Origin of the sequence: Thalassotalea sp. PLHSN55 (genome assembly GCF_052030545.1) — a bacterium.
In the GTDB taxonomy this organism is placed as follows: domain Bacteria; phylum Pseudomonadota; class Gammaproteobacteria; order Enterobacterales; family Alteromonadaceae; genus CANMXU01.
In genome coordinates, this window is sequence record NZ_JBPDIH010000004.1 from 113,022 (window position 1) to 130,536 (window position 17,515).

At 40.5% G+C, this 17,515-nt stretch carries 15 protein-coding genes and 1 pseudogene; 10 read left to right on the top strand and 6 right to left on the bottom strand.

Going from position 1 to position 17,515, the window contains the following annotated elements; translation table 11 throughout:
- The first annotated feature begins 301 nt into the window (after positions 1 to 301).
- From ACRRSQ_RS09120 to trpA, 6 genes are read left to right on the top strand one after another with little or no spacing between them, the layout of a single operon-like run.
- Positions 302 to 1,933: an anthranilate synthase component 1 gene (locus ACRRSQ_RS09120; RefSeq protein ID WP_440875425.1), complete on the top strand. Its 1,632-nt coding sequence runs from the start codon at positions 302 to 304 to the stop codon at positions 1,931 to 1,933.
- Positions 1,923 to 2,615 (top strand): aminodeoxychorismate/anthranilate synthase component II, encoded by a 693-nt coding sequence (locus tag ACRRSQ_RS09125; protein WP_440875426.1) that lies wholly within the window; start codon positions 1,923 to 1,925, stop codon positions 2,613 to 2,615. The genes ACRRSQ_RS09120 and ACRRSQ_RS09125 overlap by 11 nt, the downstream gene beginning before the upstream one ends.
- A complete protein-coding gene (trpD, locus tag ACRRSQ_RS09130) occupies positions 2,608 to 3,639 on the top strand; it encodes an anthranilate phosphoribosyltransferase (RefSeq protein ID WP_440875427.1) in 1,032 nt (343 codons plus the stop codon). The genes ACRRSQ_RS09125 and trpD overlap by 8 nt, the downstream gene beginning before the upstream one ends.
- A complete protein-coding gene (trpCF, locus tag ACRRSQ_RS09135) occupies positions 3,639 to 5,045 on the top strand; it encodes a bifunctional indole-3-glycerol-phosphate synthase TrpC/phosphoribosylanthranilate isomerase TrpF (protein WP_440875428.1) in 1,407 nt (468 codons plus the stop codon). The genes trpD and trpCF overlap by 1 nt, the downstream gene beginning before the upstream one ends.
- Position 5,046: 1 nt before the next feature.
- The gene (gene trpB / locus ACRRSQ_RS09140) at positions 5,047 to 6,300 is read left to right on the top strand and encodes a tryptophan synthase subunit beta (RefSeq protein WP_440875429.1); all 1,254 of its coding nucleotides are present in this window, start codon (positions 5,047 to 5,049) and stop codon (positions 6,298 to 6,300) included.
- The gene (gene trpA, locus ACRRSQ_RS09145) at positions 6,300 to 7,133 is read left to right on the top strand and encodes a tryptophan synthase subunit alpha (protein ID WP_440875430.1); all 834 of its coding nucleotides are present in this window, start codon (positions 6,300 to 6,302) and stop codon (positions 7,131 to 7,133) included. The genes trpB and trpA overlap by 1 nt, the downstream gene beginning before the upstream one ends.
- 109 nt (positions 7,134 to 7,242) lie before the next feature.
- On the opposite strand, the gene ACRRSQ_RS09150 is transcribed toward trpA, so the two are convergent.
- Positions 7,243 to 8,262, bottom strand: coding sequence for a DMT family transporter (locus ACRRSQ_RS09150; protein ID WP_440875431.1), 1,020 nt, complete (start codon positions 8,260 to 8,262; stop codon positions 7,243 to 7,245).
- Positions 8,263 to 8,627: 365 nt separating this feature from the next.
- Between ACRRSQ_RS09150 and purT the strand changes: the two genes are divergently transcribed.
- Both purT and ACRRSQ_RS09160 read left to right on the top strand, forming a co-directional pair.
- The gene (purT, locus tag ACRRSQ_RS09155; RefSeq protein WP_440875432.1) at positions 8,628 to 9,818 is read left to right on the top strand and encodes a formate-dependent phosphoribosylglycinamide formyltransferase; all 1,191 of its coding nucleotides are present in this window, start codon (positions 8,628 to 8,630) and stop codon (positions 9,816 to 9,818) included.
- 308 nt (positions 9,819 to 10,126) lie between these two features.
- Positions 10,127 to 11,398 carry an O-acetylhomoserine aminocarboxypropyltransferase/cysteine synthase family protein gene (locus tag ACRRSQ_RS09160; RefSeq protein WP_440875433.1) on the top strand — a complete coding sequence of 424 codons (1,272 nt, stop codon included), beginning with the start codon at positions 10,127 to 10,129 and terminating at the stop codon, positions 11,396 to 11,398.
- Positions 11,399 to 11,498: 100 nt separating this feature from the next.
- Here the strand turns inward: ACRRSQ_RS09160 and ACRRSQ_RS09165 are convergent, their stop codons facing one another.
- The 3 genes from ACRRSQ_RS09165 to ACRRSQ_RS09175 all read right to left on the bottom strand — a co-directional run bounded on the left by ACRRSQ_RS09165 (position 11,499) and on the right by ACRRSQ_RS09175 (position 13,083).
- Entirely contained in the window at positions 11,499 to 11,780 is a 282-nt protein-coding gene (locus tag ACRRSQ_RS09165; RefSeq protein WP_440875434.1) for a DUF3465 domain-containing protein, read from the bottom strand.
- 108 nt (positions 11,781 to 11,888) lie between these two features.
- Positions 11,889 to 12,272: a putative zinc-binding protein gene (locus tag ACRRSQ_RS09170; protein ID WP_440875435.1), complete on the bottom strand. Its 384-nt coding sequence runs from the start codon at positions 12,270 to 12,272 to the stop codon at positions 11,889 to 11,891.
- A 382-nt stretch (positions 12,273 to 12,654) separates the two neighbouring features.
- Positions 12,655 to 13,083: a hypothetical protein gene (locus tag ACRRSQ_RS09175; RefSeq protein ID WP_440875436.1), complete on the bottom strand. Its 429-nt coding sequence runs from the start codon at positions 13,081 to 13,083 to the stop codon at positions 12,655 to 12,657.
- Between the two features lie 539 nt (positions 13,084 to 13,622).
- Between ACRRSQ_RS09175 and ACRRSQ_RS09180 the strand changes: the two genes are divergently transcribed.
- The gene (locus tag ACRRSQ_RS09180; protein WP_440875437.1) at positions 13,623 to 14,069 is read left to right on the top strand and encodes a hypothetical protein; all 447 of its coding nucleotides are present in this window, start codon (positions 13,623 to 13,625) and stop codon (positions 14,067 to 14,069) included.
- 360 nt (positions 14,070 to 14,429) lie between these two features.
- Positions 14,430 to 15,836 (top strand): sialate O-acetylesterase, encoded by a 1,407-nt coding sequence (locus ACRRSQ_RS09185; RefSeq protein WP_440875438.1) that lies wholly within the window; start codon positions 14,430 to 14,432, stop codon positions 15,834 to 15,836.
- Positions 15,837 to 16,333: 497 nt separating this feature from the next.
- Here the strand turns inward: ACRRSQ_RS09185 and ACRRSQ_RS09190 are convergent.
- A pseudogene (locus ACRRSQ_RS09190) lies at positions 16,334 to 16,801 on the bottom strand (DUF1456 family protein); the annotation flags it as partial.
- Between the two features lie 156 nt (positions 16,802 to 16,957).
- Positions 16,958 to 17,437, bottom strand: a complete 480-nt coding sequence (locus tag ACRRSQ_RS09195) for an aminoacyl-tRNA deacylase (RefSeq protein WP_440875439.1) — start codon at positions 17,435 to 17,437, stop codon at positions 16,958 to 16,960.
- Positions 17,438 to 17,515 lie beyond the last annotated feature (78 nt).

Genomic DNA, 17,515 nt, shown 5'->3' on the forward strand with positions numbered 1-17,515 from the left:
TAATTTTACGTGGATGAACAAGTAAATGATACAAGCAAAACAAACTATTTCGATGATTTGGTGGTGGCATAACTCTACATAAGTGGGTTGTGAGAATTGTTTGTACATGCAAAAAATTTCCAAAAAACCTGCTTAGCTAAGCGGGTTTTTTACGTTTTACAGCATTAAAAAATGCTAAATTAGTGTTTCGAATAAAGAGTTTACAATGATAATGACAAAAGTAAAAAGTTGGTTTATTTGGTGGCTTTTACCTATTTACGCAGGTTAACGACATTTACCAATAAATTTTCAGGACAAACCAATGAATCAAAAAACAGCATCTGCCAATCAAACCATTGGCGCAGTAAATACACTTTCCGTCAGTGCTTGTTATCAAGCCGACCCGCTAGCACTCTACCGACTTTTATGTGATCAAAAAGCGCATAATTTATTATTAGAGTCAGCTGAAATTGATAAAAAGCATCAACTAAAAAGCTTACTACTTACCGACGCAGCGGTTAAAATTACCTGCAATGGCAACCAAGTCAGTTTTCTACCATTAACCGATAACGGTAAAACAGCCGTTAAATTTGCCGAACAGCAACTTAATGAACAAGCCCAACTCAGTTACCAAGGCGATACCCTTATTGCCTACTTTAACGAGGTAGCAACTGAGCTTGACGAAAAGTCGCGATTAATGGCGGTTAACCCATTTCAGGGCTTGCGCTTATTTAATCAGCTAAATAACATCGACCAACATCCTTTTGCTGTTTTTCTTGGTGGTGCTTTTGCTTTTGACATGATGTCGATGAGTGAAAAACTGCCAAATGTCGCCGATGGTGAAAACACCTGTCCTGATTTTGTTTACTACCTTGCTGAAACACTCATTATTATTGACCACGAACAAAACAGCGCTGAAATTCTCGCTAACGTTTTTAGTGGTGACACTCAGCTAGCCTATACCGAACAAATGCAAACACGCCTTACGCAGCTGCAAGCGGTATTATCAACACCGGTTAACGCTCCGAATTATGTGGTTGACAACTCAATTGATGTCGCTGGTGCTAGCACAGACATTAGCGACCAAGCATTTTGCCAAACCGTGAACGATTTAAAAGAACATATTCGCGCTGGTGATATTTTCCAAGTCGTGCCATCACGTACTTTTTCATTGCCATGTACTGATACGTTTAACGCTTATCACGCGCTTAAGTTAAGTAACCCAAGTCCGTATATGTTCTATTTGCAAGATGAAGACTTTTGCATGTTTGGCGCTTCACCTGAGTCTGCTATTAAGTATCAACAACATAATCGTCAAGTTGAAATTTACCCAATTGCCGGTACCCGTCGACGCGGCTTTACTGCGGATGGTACCTTTTCACCTGATTTAGACAGTCGCATAGAATTAGATCTGCGCTTAGATAAAAAAGAATTAGCTGAACATATTATGCTAGTTGATTTAGCCCGAAATGACGTTGCGCGTGTTAGTCAACCGGGTACGCGCCATGTTGCCGATTTATTAAAAGTTGACCGTTATTCACATGTCATGCATTTAGTTTCTCGCGTCTGTGGCACCTTGCAAACGGAACTCGATGCTTTGCATGCTTATCAAGCGTGTATGAACATGGGCACATTATCGGGCGCGCCAAAAGTACGCGCGACTGAACTTATTCGAGAAGTTGAAGGCAAACGCCGTGGCAGTTATGGCGGCGCTGTTGGCTATATTAATGGTGAAGGCGATATGGATACCTGTATTGTTATTCGCTCTGCCTTTGTGAAAAACGGCATTGCGCAAATTCAAGCAGGCGCAGGTGTTGTTTACGACTCAGATCCGCAAGCCGAAGCTGACGAAACCAGACAAAAAGCACAGGCGGTGATCAGCGCTATTCAAACAGCAGAAAAATATCAACAAGTGACAACTTCAACCGAGAAGGAGTCTCACCATGAGCACTAATGAAAGCGCGCAAAATATTGCGCCACACGCTAGCCAACAAACCAAAATATTCATGCTCGATAATTTAGACTCATTCACTTATAACTTAGTCGACGAGTTTCAAGTATTAGGTTTTGAACCGACCATTTACCGCAATACCTTAAGTGCCGATTTTATTATCAAGCAAATTCAGGCCTGTGAAGAGCCGGTACTTATTGTTTTATCACCCGGCCCGGGCGATCCTAGCCATGCTGGGTGTTTAATGGAACTCATCGAGAAAACGGCAGGCAAGTACCCTATTTTGGGCATTTGTTTAGGGCACCAAGCCTTAGTACAACATTATGGTGGCCGTGTTGAACGTGCCCCCGAAATTGTCCATGGCAAGGCATCAAACATTAGTCATAATGGTAAAGGGGCATTCGAAGGAATTGCGAACCCATTACCGATTGCACGATATCATTCGTTAGTTGCCACTAACATTGAAGCGCCACTTGAGCTTATCGCCCACTGCCCACTTAATAATGGTGCCAGTGACGAAAAACTCACTATGGCAGTTAGTCATCAACGTCATGCCATTTTAGGGTTTCAATTTCACCCAGAATCAATTTTAACCACCTACGGCAGTACCTTATTAGCGCAAAGCATAGAGCACTTAATTGCGCAGCAACAACACCTTGTAGAAAACGGAGCGTCTAGTGAGTAATATTTTACAACAATTGGTTGATGGCCAATCATTATCTCAAGCACAAGCCACTGAATTTTTTAGCCAAGTAATCAACGGTGATATTGCGCCAGCGCAGTTAGGCTCAGTACTTACCGCATTAAAAATGAAAGGTGAAACGTCAGAAGAAATCGCCGGTGCTGCTATCGCTATTCGCGCTTCGGCAACCGAGTTTCCAAAGCAAGGTTTTGATGTTGCCGACTGTGTTGGCACAGGTGGTGATGGTGCCAATACCATTAACATTTCAACCACAGCGTCAATTTTAGCGGCAGCTTGTGGTTTGAAAATGGCAAAACATGGTAACCGCAGTGTATCTAGCATGTCAGGTTCAGCTGATTTACTCGAAGCGTTTGGTGTGAACCTTACCATGTCGCCACAAACCGCAAGCGAGTGTTTAGACAAAGCCAATATCTGCTTTTTATTTGCACCAGCCTACCACCCAGGTTTTAAACATGCAGGCCCTGTTCGCCAAGCAATGGGCATTCGCACCCTGTTTAATATTTTAGGCCCTTTGGTAAATCCAGCTTTTCCGAACGTGATGTTATTAGGGGTTTATACGCCAAGTTTAATTGAGGTGATCGCAAAAAGTTTACTGCTAACCGGCGTAAAACGTGGCTGGGTAGTGCACGGCAGTGGTTTAGATGAAATTGCCCTACACGGTCAAACACAAGTAACTGAAATTAATAATGGTCAGCTATTTGAAAAAACCATCAGCCCAAGCGATTTTGGTCTAGAAAGTTATACCTTAGACGATATTAAAGGCGGCACACCAAACGAAAATGCCGATATAATAAAGGCAATATTATCAGGCCAAGGGTTACCTGCCCATAATGCGGCGGTGATTATTAATTGCGCGGCATTATTATATTTACATGACAAAGCCAGCAGCTTATCAGAAGCGGCAGAGTTGGCGACAAATGTACTTGCTTCAGGTCAAGGTCTTGAAACTTTAAATACCTTAGTACGCGTGTCAAATTCAGAAAATACCAGTGAAGGAAATAGCTAGTGAGCACTACCGCCAATTTACCGAATGTTTTAGAAAAAATTGTTATCGATAAACGGGTAACGGTTGAAGAACTAAAACAAACGATGCCACTTGAAAGTTTTATTGATGAGCTTACGCCTTCAACCAAAGACATGTACGCTGCCCTAACCCGTACACCAGAAAAACCGTACGCGGGCTTTATTTTAGAGTGTAAAAAAGCGTCGCCATCAAAAGGCTTAATTCGCCCTGACTTTGACGTGAAAGCGATTTGCCAGACTTATGATAAATACGCTGCCGCAATTTCTGTGCTTACCGATGAAAAATATTTCCAAGGCACCTATGAGTATTTAAAAATAGTCACAGATACCGTTAGCTGCCCAGTATTAAATAAAGATTTTTTTATTGATACTTACCAAGTACATTTAGCCCGTTATTATGGCGCAGATGCAATTTTACTCATGCTAAGTGTCTTAAGTGATGAAGAATATTTAGAGCTTGCCGAAGTTGCTGAAAAATATAATTTAAACATTCTCACTGAAATCTCTACCGATGAAGAGCGCGACCGCGCCATCGCCCTTGGCGCAAAACTTATCGGGATAAATAATCGCAACTTACGTGATCTTTCTACCGATATCGCCCGTACCTTTGACTACGCACCAAGCTTACCAGATGATCGCATTGTGATTTCAGAATCAGGTATTTATACCAACGACCAAGTGCGTGAGTTAGCGCCGGCAGTTGATGGCTTTTTAGTGGGTAGTTCTGTGATGGCACAAGATGATATCGACCTTGCTTGTCGTCAGCTTATTTTTGGTCATAACAAGGTCTGTGGTTTAACCACAGCAGAGCAAGCACAAACGGCTAAAAACGTTGGCGCAGAATTTGGCGGTTTGATTTTTGCCGAAAAGTCGCCACGATTTATCACCAAAAGCCAAGCTCAAGCCATTGTTGAAGCGGAATCAGGCTTAAATTATGTTGGCGTTTTTGTTGATCATAAACGCACAGAAATAGTCGAGCTTGCCCAAGCGCTGAGCTTATCGGCGGTACAGCTGCACGGCAAAGAAGACCAAGAATATATCGATAAATTGGCTGAAAAATTACCGCCAAGCTGCAAAATTTGGAAAGCGGTTGCAGTTGAAAACAACATCGATAACTTAACCGTAAATGCTGAACATTACGTACTAGATGGTAAAAATGCCGGCAGCGGCCAAGCGTTTAACTGGCAAGCGTTAGCTCAGAGTGAGCAAGATTTATCACGCTGCTTTTTAGCCGGTGGGTTAGGCGTGAATAATATTACTGACGCAATTGCGCAATTAACCATACAAGAATTATACGGTTTAGACATTAACTCAGGTGTTGAGTCTAGCCCAGGTAAAAAATGCCCTGAAAAACTTAAACAAGTTTTCACTCAGATACGGAATTATTAATATGTCTTCAGACAAAAATGAATCAAACTCTCAAGTAAAAGCCTCTTTGCCTGCCTATTTTGGTGAATTTGGCGGCATGTTTGTTGGCGAATTACTCGTGCCAGCGCTTGAGCAATTAGAGCAAGCGTATATTGAATCGCAACAAGACCAAGCCTTTTTGGATGAGTTTAATAACCTGCTCACCAAATACGCTGGTCGTCCAACGCCATTAACCTTATGTCGCAATATCGTTAAAAATCCACTGGCGAAAATTTACTTAAAACGTGAAGATTTACTGCACGGTGGCGCACACAAAACTAACCAAGTGTTAGGTCAAGCTTTATTGGCAAAACGCATGGGCAAAACAGAAATTATTGCTGAAACTGGCGCCGGTCAACATGGTGTTGCCACGGCAATTGCTTGTTCATTACTTGGTTTAAAATGTAAGGTTTACATGGGCGCAGTAGATTGTGCGCGTCAGCAACCTAACGTTTTTCGCATGAAATTAATGGGCGCAGAAGTGATTCCAGTAACCGCTGGCTCTGGCACCTTAAAAGATGCGGTTAACGAAGCCTTACGTGACTGGTCAGCAAATTACGATAAAGCCCATTATTTATTAGGCACAGCGGCAGGCCCGCACCCGTTCCCAACCATAGTGCGCGAATTTCAAAAAATGATCGGCGAAGAAGCAAAACAGCAACTATTGGCTGAAGAAGGTCGCTTACCTGATTATGTTATTGCTTGTGTTGGTGGCGGTTCAAACGCGATTGGCATGTTCAACGACTTTATTGGTGAAGAAAACGTTAAACTCATTGGTGTTGAAGCCGGTGGTAAAGGTGTCGAAACCGACAAACATGGCGCGACCTTGTATGCCGGCACTAAAGGCATGTTACACGGTAATTATACCTACATCATGCAAGACAAGTTTGGCCAAATTGAAGAGTCTTATTCCGTTTCAGCCGGTCTTGACTACCCAGCTGTTGGTCCACAACATGCATTTTTAAAAGATACCTTGCGCGCTGAATATGTACCAATTAACGATGATGAAGCGCTAGATGCTTTCCAAGCGTTAGCGAAATGTGAAGGTATTATTCCCGCATTAGAATCATCACATGCACTGGCACAAGCATTAAAAATGGCAGATGCCGTGACCGAAGAAACAGTATTTTTAGTGAATTTATCTGGTCGTGGTGATAAAGATTTAGCCCATGTCCACGCTATTTTAGACCCAGCTACGGCACAAAGCTCACCAGTTAAACATCGTGGAGAAGACTAATGACTGATATTCAAGTACAAAAAGCAGGACAACGCTACGATCAGTCATTTGCTGATTTATCAGAAAAAAACGAAGGCGCCTTTATCCCATTTGTGACCATTGGCGACCCAAATGCCGAGCAATCATTAGCGGTAATTAAAACCTTAATCGACGCCGGCGCTGATGCGCTTGAACTTGGTATTCCATTTTCTGATCCAAGTGCTGATGGTGTCACCATTCAAATGGCAGCGCTACGCGCGATTAATTCAGGCATTAATACCGATGTGTGCATTGATATCTTACGCCAAGTACGTGAATACGCGCCGCACATTCCTATTGGTTTATTGTTATACGGTAACTTAGTCTTTGCTCGTGGTATCGACAATTTTTATCGTGATATGGCACAAGTGGGTGTTGATTCTGTGTTAATTGCCGACTTACCTATTCGTGAAAGCAAGCCATTTCGCGAAGCGGCTTTAACACATGGCATAGCGCCTATTTTTATTGCTCCGCCAAACGCCTGCGACAAAACATTGCGTGACGTTGCCGCATATGGCCGCGGTTATACTTATGTGCTTAGCCGCGCAGGTGTTACTGGTACGGAAACCAAAGCGGCAATGCCTGCCAACGATTTAATTAATTCACTAACTGAATATAGCGCCGCGCCACCAGTATTAGGCTTTGGTATTTCAGCGCCAGCGCAAGTCAAAGATGCGCTAGCGGCAGGTGCAGCAGGTGCCATTAGTGGTTCGGCTGTGGTTAAAATCATCGAAAATAACCTCGATGATAACAGCGCAATGCTAAACCAGCTGTCAGAGTTTGTTGAATCGATGAAGGCAGCAACTAAAAAGTAGTCATCAGCAAAAGCATAGCTTAGCCATAGTTAAGTATTTAAAGGCTAATATCAAAAAAAAGGGGCAAAGTTGAACAACTTGCCCCTTTTTAATGTTTACGATTTACGAACTACACCACTTGCGCCGAACTTTTAACATTCATTGATGGGCAATCATTTTCAGTAAAACCGCTCGATTTACTATCACTCGCTTGGCTAGCCGATACGTTATTAGCTTCTTCAGCGTTACCGACGTCATTATAGTCACGGCTTTCTTCATTGTGTTCGTTAATGTCACCACTGGCACATTTCACCATCAACACAACACTTAATGCGCATAACACCATGCCGACTATCGTTTTTACGCTTAAGCTTTCATCAAACAAATACCAAGCTTCTAACGCAGTAAGCGGCGGAACTAAATAAAAGTAACTGGTAACTTTGGCGGCGTCACCGCGATCTACCATATAAAACAGTAATAAAATGGCAACCACCGATAAAGCAATAACTAACCAAGCAAGGCTAAAAATAAACTCTGGGTGCCAAATAATATCGGTTAATGGCCGAGAATTTGCCATTAAGGCAAACAAAAATACGCACGGCACGTATTGCCAAAAAACACTCGGTAATAATGCTTGGTTTTTACAATACCGTTTTTGATAAACCGTGCCAATTGTGATGCCCAATAACGCAATAATAGCGAGGACAATACCAGAGGGGGTGACGGTGTCAGTTTTTAGTCCACCTGAGACGACCAAAATCAAGCCAAACAAACCGACAAGTAAGGCGAACCATTGCACCTTGTTAAGTTGCTCTTGCAATACAGAAACGGCAATAAAGGCGGTTAATAGTGGTTGAAAGCCAACAATAATTCCCGTAAGACCTGCTGGCATGCCTTCATCTATGGCTAAAAATATACCGAGTTGGTAACCACCATGAACAAAAAGCCCGGCAACCATGGCATGGACAATATTTAGATCTCGAAAATTTGATGAACGAACAAAAGCGACTAACAGAGCAAAAATAACAACATTAGCCAAGGTTCGCAGTAATAAAAAATCGGTGGTCGAGCTATATTGCAAACCGTACTTAATGGCGATAAACCCAGTACTCCACAAAAAGATAAAAACAAAGGGAATGGCTTTATTCATAAAGATCACTAGTGAAAATCAAAAACATAGTGTAATCAAAAGCTCAACGCGTCAAAATCAACACTTTGTTATAAATTGCAGCCAAGCGATATCTTCCATCTATTCAAACGTAACTTCCTCATACCTGTTGTCAATAAAACGCCGCTAGGGTCTATAGTCACTGCTTTTACACCAAACTCCTCTTAAATTTAATTTACTAATTTTCAGTAACAAGTTTTAATAACCCTTACCGCCTAAATCGGGTAAAATTGTCACCAATTGATCATTGCCTTGATTAAACAATATATTGGTGAAATATTAGCTACAGCCCCTAAGCACTAATACATTGAAAAAGTTTCAGAAACTAATCTTAAAGAGTTGAAATTATGTCTATAGCAATATTGGGTAGCGCAACCTCAAAAAGCGCAACAAAAGCCCTACTATTAGGTTCAGGTGAACTTGGAAAAGAAGTCGCCATTGAGCTACAACGTTTGGGTGTCGAAGTGATCGCTTGTGACAGCTATGAAAATGCGCCAGCCATGCAAGTTGCTCATAAGCATTACGTAGTGAACATGTTAGACGGCAAGCGTATTGAAGAGATTGTCGCACTTGAAAAGCCCGACCTAGTTATTCCTGAAGTTGAAGCGATTGCAACTGATAGCTTAGTAACACTTGAGCAAAATGGTGTTAATATTATTCCAAGTGCCCGAGCAACTCAGCTTACGATGGACCGCGAAGGTATTCGTCGCCTAGCCGCTGAAACGCTAAGCATTTCAACCTCGCCTTACCAATTTGCAGATACCAAAGAAGAATACTTAGCGGCAGTTGAGTCTATTGGCATGCCTTGTGTAATAAAGCCAGTAATGAGTAGTTCAGGTAAAGGTCAAAGTGTCGTTAAAACCGCCGCAGATTTAGATGCCTCTTGGACTTACTCACAAGAAGGCGGACGCACTGGTGAAGGACGCATTATCATCGAAGGTTTTGTCGATTTTGATTATGAAATTACCTTACTAACCATTAGCGCCGTTGATGGTATTCATTTTTGTGCACCTATTGGTCATCGTCAAGAAGATGGTGATTATCGCGAGTCTTGGCAGCCACAAGTGATGTCTGATAAAGCATTAGCGTCAGCCCAAGAAATTGCGGCTAAAGTTGTCACTGAATTAGGCGGTTATGGTTTATTCGGCATGGAATTTTTCATTAAAGGCGATCAAGTCTATTTTAGTGAAGTATCGCCACGCCCACACGATACAGGGTTAGTCACCTTAATGTCGCAAGACTTGTCTGAATTTGCATTGCATGTTCGCGCGATTTTAGCTTTGCCAATTGGCAAGATTGCGCAATTTGGTCCAACCGCATCAAGTGTAATTAAAGGCTTGGGACAATCAGAAGATATTCAATTTGCGCACGTTGGCGATGCGCTTCGCCAAGTACCTGGCGCGCAGTTACGCTTCTTTGCTAAGCCTAATATCAATGGACCACGTCGCCTTGGCGTTGCCATTGCAAAAGGCGAAACCATTGAACAAGCCGTCAACAATGCTAAAACCGTATCAGAAACAGTTGATATCGTTTATTAAGCGAACATGACTTAGCTAAAAGCTAGAAGTTGAAAGCTAGAAGCTAAAAGCTAAAAGCTAAAAGCTAAAAGCTAAAAGCTAAAAGCTAAAAATATAAACGCCCAATGTATTGTTGGGCGTTAAATACCAACAATCTCATCTTCCAACCAATACTAAATTAACAAATGTTGATTTAATCGCGTAAAAATTCACCGTATTACTTTCTTTTTATTTTTCTGCTCGTTACAGTAAATCAAACCAAATAACTCAGCACAGTTGCCACTGCATTTAAGGCGCTGAATAATAAAACAAGATAAAAGGAAGATAACATGAAGTTAGCATCTCTAGCTTTGCACCATGGCTATGAATCAGAAGCGACCACAAAAGCTGCAACAACACCTATTTATCAAACCACTTCGTATACGTTTGATAGCACACAACATGGCGCAGATTTATTCGATTTAAAAGTGCCAGGCAATATTTATACTCGCATCATGAACCCGACAACAGATGTATTAGAGCAACGTGTATCAGCAATGGAAGGCGGTATTGCAGGCCTTGCACTTGCGTCGGGGATGGCGGCAATCACTTACGCAATTCAGGCCATTACCTCTGTCGGTGACAATATTATTAGTACCAGCCAATTATATGGCGGTACCTATAATTTATTTGCCCATACTTTGCCAAGACAAGGGGTTGAAGTGCGCTTTGCCTCAGGCGATAAACTTGCAGACTTTGAAGCGCTGATTGATGACAATACACGCGCTATATTTTGTGAATCGATTGGTAACCCTGCCGGCAATATTATTGATTTGGCCGCTCTAGCGAAAATAGGTGCAAAGCATGGCGTGCCACTTATTGTTGATAATACGGTGGCAAGCCCGGTTTTATGTCGCCCAATCGAGCATGGCGCCGCAATTGTGGTTCATTCACTGACCAAATATATTGGCGGTCATGGCACCAGTGTTGGCGGCATGATTGTCGATTCTGGAAAGTTTGACTGGGTTGCCAATAAAGCCCGTTTTCCGATGTTGAACGAACCTGATCCTTCATACCACGGTGTTGTCTATACTGAAGCTTTAGGTGCTGCTGCCTACATTGGACGTTGCCGCGTTGTCCCTCTTAGAAATACCGGTGCCGCAATTTCGCCTCACAACGCGTTTTTGATTATGCAAGGTTTAGAAACCTTATGTTTGCGCATGGAGCGTCATTGTGAAAATGCCCTAAAAGTTGCAAATTACTTAAATGATCACGAAAAAGTCACTTGGGTTAATTATGCCGGCTTAGAAAGCAGTCCATATCATCAGCTTGCCCACACCATGTGTCAGGGCAAAGCCTCAGGTATTTTAAGCTTTGGCATTAAAGGTGGTAGTGAAGCGGGTGGAAAATTCATCGATGCACTGCAAATGATTTTACGCTTAGTGAACATTGGTGATGCAAAATCTCTTGCTTGTCACCCTGCCTCAACCACTCACAGACAATTGAACCCACAAGAGTTAAAATCTGCGGGCGTTTCTGAAGAATTAGTGCGTATTTCAGTGGGGATAGAAGATGTTGACGATATTATTGCTGATATCGAACAAGCGTTAGCTAAGGTATAACTTTTATCACTCCGATAATATAATCAGTTACATACAAAGCCAGTTGGTGCATCAATGACTGGCTTTGTATGTAACTGATTCTCGACTGAGCATTGGCTGATTATTGATAAATTTTCCCTTGATACTTTATCCAACCATCAGAGTGTTTACCGTGCGGATCTTTATGAGTCCAGTGCACCATACCGCCACGATTATTCCAAATAAACTCGCCCTGAAAACTGATTTTAGCTCCCACTTTTAGCTGGCCAATTTTCCCCGAAATATCAATATTGTGAATCACTAACACCGTTTTATGATTAGTCAGTTGCACAACAAAGCGCTGATGCTTAGCTCCTTGAACATCATCAGGTAAAATTGTTTTAATAAAACCAGACGCTCTCATGCGATTAACTCGTCTTTAAAAATGGTTAAGCCGGTAAAATTTACACGTAAAAAAAGCTAAGCTACCAAAAAAGTAACTTAGCTTTTTCACATGATATTCATTTGAGGTTTAATCTTTAGAGAAGCTAAGACCTGCTTTGAATAAGTCTTCATAAATATTATTCATCGCAATACTGTTTTCGGTAAGCGAGTCTTGCCATTTGCTGCGTTTTTCAAAACCAAATTGACTAATATCATAATAATGACTCGGTGTTAGGTCACAAGCATCTAAACACGCTTTAGTACAAGCAAGTGAACAGCCGTCAATCGCGATGATAGGACGCCCTGATTTTGCCATTGCTTCAATTGGGCCAACTTTACCTATAACACCAGAAATACAAGACATCTCAGCAATGCCATCACTGTCCATGTTTAAGGCAATATCATGAGCCATACGTGCAAGGTTAGAACACCCTGAACATGAATACACAATAGGCTTTTTATTATCGGCCATAAAAACTTCTCTGTTAAAAATACTATTTTTGTATTTTATGGCTAATGAACAAAAGTGTTTTGATTTAAATCAACTGTTCGACAGGCAGAGCAAATAAACCACAATTTTTATAAGGATTATTACATTTTCCAACAGAATAAAATTTATCGTCACATATTCGCTCATAAAACACACAACATTTCAAATTTAGCCGTATTTTTCAATTTAGCGATGGGTTCAGTTAAGAAGCTAGTGATGATTAGTCCTAGATTAGGAAAAACTGGGCGCTGTAACGCAAAAAGGCAGCTCAAGAAATCCACGACAATTATAAAATCTAAGCCAAGAGAAAGGGAGCATAATCGCTCCCTTTTAAAATAATAACATTATTGTTAAACATTATGACTTAGCTGATCCACGCTTCTTTTTGACACTTGTTGGCAAATAGTAATAACGCTACAGCAATTACGATAATCATCACAGGCATCACTAAACCACCAGGACCAAATACCGTCAGTGCGTCACTTAAAACAAAAGCGTTGAACATTTGCACGGCAACACCAACTAACGATAATTGAAAAAGCTTAATTGCCCATACCTTTTTTAAAAATAAAGCAATACAGCCAAGCGTGCCCGCAATCACGGCAATGCCAAAGGCAATGTTTGCCCAAAGCGGCGTATTCAAGTGCATATTTTGTTGCTCTGCGGGTAATTGTGCTATTGCTTCTGGTGTCATCATCATTTGACCCACAAACGCCATTACCCCCATTAAATTCCATACAATGGCAAATACCACGACAATCGTAAACCAAGCCGGAACTGTTCTTTCTTGCATGAAAACTCCTATGCTTTATAAGTATTATTAGAAGAATAATATGACAGTATTATAAATACTCACCATAATAAATAGTTATTTTGCATCAATATTTTATGCCAAATGGGCTAATTAACGCGTTTGATATTTGCTGTTAATCGGCTAGTAAAACTTAACAACATCATCTATAACGTATAGCATCTAACTAATATTTGGCGACAAATGAAAAACGCCTACTGATAACCTTTCTACTTGTTGATAAGCCGTTCATCATTTGCAAATCAATTAAAGCTCGGTTGTTCGCCGAAGATATCGGGCACGATATTCTTAGGTAACATCTAACGCTTACTTCACGCACTAAGACTCTGTTAGATAATCTATCGTTCAAAGCACCCACAACCATTTGAGAAAGCCCAATAGATTTTTAAATCCCTTTCGGCTGGAAATATTCAGTCTCACGCCATTTAATATTGAATTACAAAATATTGGCGCTTATTTTCAGGATAATGCAGATTTTCACCAATAAAGATCAGACTACAAAGCTATGTTCTGAGAAAGGAATGCGTCATCGAGTCGTAACGAAACAACCGTTTGAATACAGATATTTATTGAATACTGTATGTAAAAATTTAGGCCAAATTGAAGTGTTCATTACGCCAGGCCATATTGATGCAGATTGTAAACGTGATGTCCACGCTTATGGTTCAAGAAATATTTATATTGCCGGTAATACCTTTAATGACTCAACTAAAATTTCTAAATATTTACATGTGAAAGAAGGTGAGAGCATTGAAGTGGGCACAATGAAAAATGGTACTGTTGCCCTAAATGCATTTAATGGCAATGATAATAGTGATGATAAAATACATTTTGACGGTAAAGATGAAGGTACGTGTGATGTAACGATTCTTGCTGGACAAGGTATTGTGGAGAGTAATGTTAAAGTATCAAATGTTACTTTTGATTTACCGGCTTGTAGTACAACTAAGCCTAATGTAATTAATTAATTCATTAGAAAATAGCTTTGATTTAAAATGACCCTGTAATACATTTTGTAGCAGGGTCTCATACCCCCCCCTTCAAGTAATATCTAGCACCTGCTTCTTCAAACGCCACTTAATATTGCATTGCTGTGCTTTTTAAGTATCTAGATCAACAAGACGCTTACACAATAAAGTGGCAATATTTCTCTGCCCGAGGTTAGTCATGCCAATTTTATTTTTATACTAAATAAACCTTACAGCCTCAATTGTCTTTAGTTAACAATTAACTTATTATGTAAAACTTATGAGCTACTACTAATATGATTAGCCTATTAGCGATTGTTATCCATCGTACATAAATAAAAATAAAATCAGGGATATTAAATGTTAAAAAAAAGCTACCTTGTTGCCATTGTTCTTTGGGGAATGATCAGTACATGTAACGCCCAAACGTCGGTTCCTTCGTTCTTTCAGAACGGTATGGTATTGCAACAAAATAATGAAACTGCTTTTTGGGGGTTTGATAAAGCACATAAAAAAGTAACCATTGAAACATCGTGGGGTGTTAAAACCTCAGCAATCACCAATAATAATGGCGTTTGGCGAGTAAAATTAAATACTCCAAGTACCGACTTTAAAAAACATCATATTAAAGTACAAGGAAGTAGCAAATTAACTGTGAGTGATATTTTACTTGGCGAAGTGTGGTTTGCATCCGGTCAATCAAATATGGCAATGCGTGTTGAAGGTTCATTGAATCAACCAATCATTGGTAGTAATGACGCTATTTTAACCTCAGAAAATGATCACGTAAGAATGTTTTACGCAGAGCTTACATCAACACCAACAGAACAAAATGACATCAAAGGACAATGGCAATCTGCGTCGCAAGCGACTACAGGTAGTTTTAGTGCGGTTGGCTATTTTTTTGCACGAAAATTACAACAAGTACTAAAAGTGCCCATCGGTATTGTTCATTCTTCATGGGGAGGGTCGCCAGTTGAAGCATGGCTGCCTGCCGAGGTACTAAAAAGCTATAAAGGCTATTCATACGAAACGGTTTTAGCCGGTGAACAGCCATCGCCAAAGAGACCATCGCACTTATACAATGCCATGGTTCATCCATACTTAGGGCTGACGATACGAGGTATTTTATGGTATCAAGGTGAGGCTAACTGGAAGCAACCAAAAGAATATCAAACACTTTTCCCTGCCATGATTAATTCATGGCGTGAACGATGGCAACAACCAGAATTGCCATTTTACTTTGTGCAAATTTCACCTAAATCGCATCGTGAAGGTAATTCAGCCTATCTGCGCGAAGCACAGTTACTTACAATGAAAAATGTAAGTAACACGGGTATGGCGGTAATCTTAGATATTGGTGAATGTGCCAATATCCACCCTTCTCAAAAGCAAGGCGTTGGAGAGCGCTTGTCCTATTGGGCATTCAATCAACAATACGGTTATGACAAAGTGCAAAAATCAGGTCCGGTATATCGTTCAATGAGTAAAACAGATAACGGTAGGATCACATTGACGTTTGACCATGTACCGCTTGGACTCTCAACTTTCAATAAACCACTAACAGGGTTTGAAATATCAGGTAAAGACAAACAGTTTTACCCTGCCAAAGCCAAAATAGATTATAAGAAAACAACGGTAACGGTATGGAGTGACAAAGTAAAATCACCTGAAGCTGCACGATACGCGTTTGAAAACTGCCCGGAAGCCAGCTTGTTCAATACTGCTGGGTTACCAGCGTCATCGTTTAGAACTGACAATTGGTAAATATAAATGTTGTTTTTAATAGAAACTAAAGTGTCTTTGTAAAACTGCTTTGGTTTCGATTTAGTTACTAAGACAAATTGTTGCAAGCCGTTAACCGAAGGTTAGTGGCTTTTTTGGTACTGTACTGGCATTGAATTATACTAAATTCATTAATAACTTGAGCCATTTTCCAGCGGGAAATTTTTAAAACCTTTTGGGCTTTCTCAGATTGTGAACTGGCATTGTTTAAAACACTACCTGCCCCAGTAAATTAATAGTATTAAAATGCGTCAATGCCTTATGTGAACAATAATGCTAAATCAGCAACTTTGCTATTGCTTATAAATATCCTCAGGTTTTAATTTTAAGACTTTACGTTCAGACTTAGGCTTTTCAGCCGCTTTTTTGTTTGGGTTAACGTAAATTTTGCTCGCTTGTGGACGAGCATTTTTATACGACATGTTTTGCGCTTGTTCTGTCGTTTCGTCTTTAGCGTCACTGCGTTTACTGATAAACTTTTCAGGACGCTTAACAAAGTATTTTTTCTCTAAGCCTTGCAATAAATTACGCAGCACTTGGTCTTTACATTGGCGAAAATGTTTGTGATCAGGTTTTCTTGAAAATGCACTTAATTCAGGTTTGCTTAAACGAAAATCAACAGAGGCGAGGATCTCAATGATATCTTCGGCTTTTAAGTTCAGCGCAATTTTTAACTTAGTTAAAATAATATTGTTGTTAATACGCTTTTCTGGCGCAGGTTGCGGGCCTTCTTTTTTGCCACGTTTGTCATTAATCAGACCATTTAAAAAGATGGCAAGTTGTGTATCGGGTAAATTCACCGCTTCAGCATCATCTTCTTTTTTTAACCAATTACTTACTTGCTCTCGGCTTACGTCACTTTCTGCAAGCGCAAATATTGCGATCATTTTTTTATCGTTAAAGTTAAAGGTATATCGCAAGCGGCGTAAAACGTCATTATTGGTCAAAGCATTGTCCTAATTACAGTGGAGCTCTAAAAATTGTTTAACATTTTAACAGAACTCGCCTGCTATGTGGCAACAAATCAACGTTAGGAACAAAAGAAAACAAAAACCTATCAAACGTAAGCTTTTGCTTTCTTATTCGTTTAGCTGTTAATTGAGTTAATGATAAACCTCGCGGCTAAAGCTAATGTGTTTACCTTGTGCCATCATGCGCTGATAGCCCTCTTTGTCTAAACAAATTAAGGTTTGGTGATCGCCTGCTTCAATATAAACTTGCTCTAACTGGTCGAGTTGCTTTTCACAGACTACATGCACATTGTAAGCGTCTCCAATTGGTGGCACTGCGCCATGTTCGCAATCATTAAAACGCTGGTAGACTTGATGCTCTTTCATTAGGCGATAACTGGCCTGCATTTCATCATTAAGCGCTGATAAACTGATTTTATGATTAGCGGGCAGAACGGCCATAACACTTTTACCTTGATGATCTTCAAGCATTACCGCTTTTGCCAATTCATTTAACGGAATATTAGCTGAAATTGCAGTCGCGATAGAGCTGCCAGTATGAAAGTGCGGCACTACATGGTAGTTAATATGGTGTTCATTTAAATAGGTCTGTAAACGAGTAGGAATAGTCATAAGGCATCCTCCTTAAATGGATCCCACAGGTAAGTATAGATTCTGTTTAGAAAACAACCAAGCCTTAGGCGTAGTTGC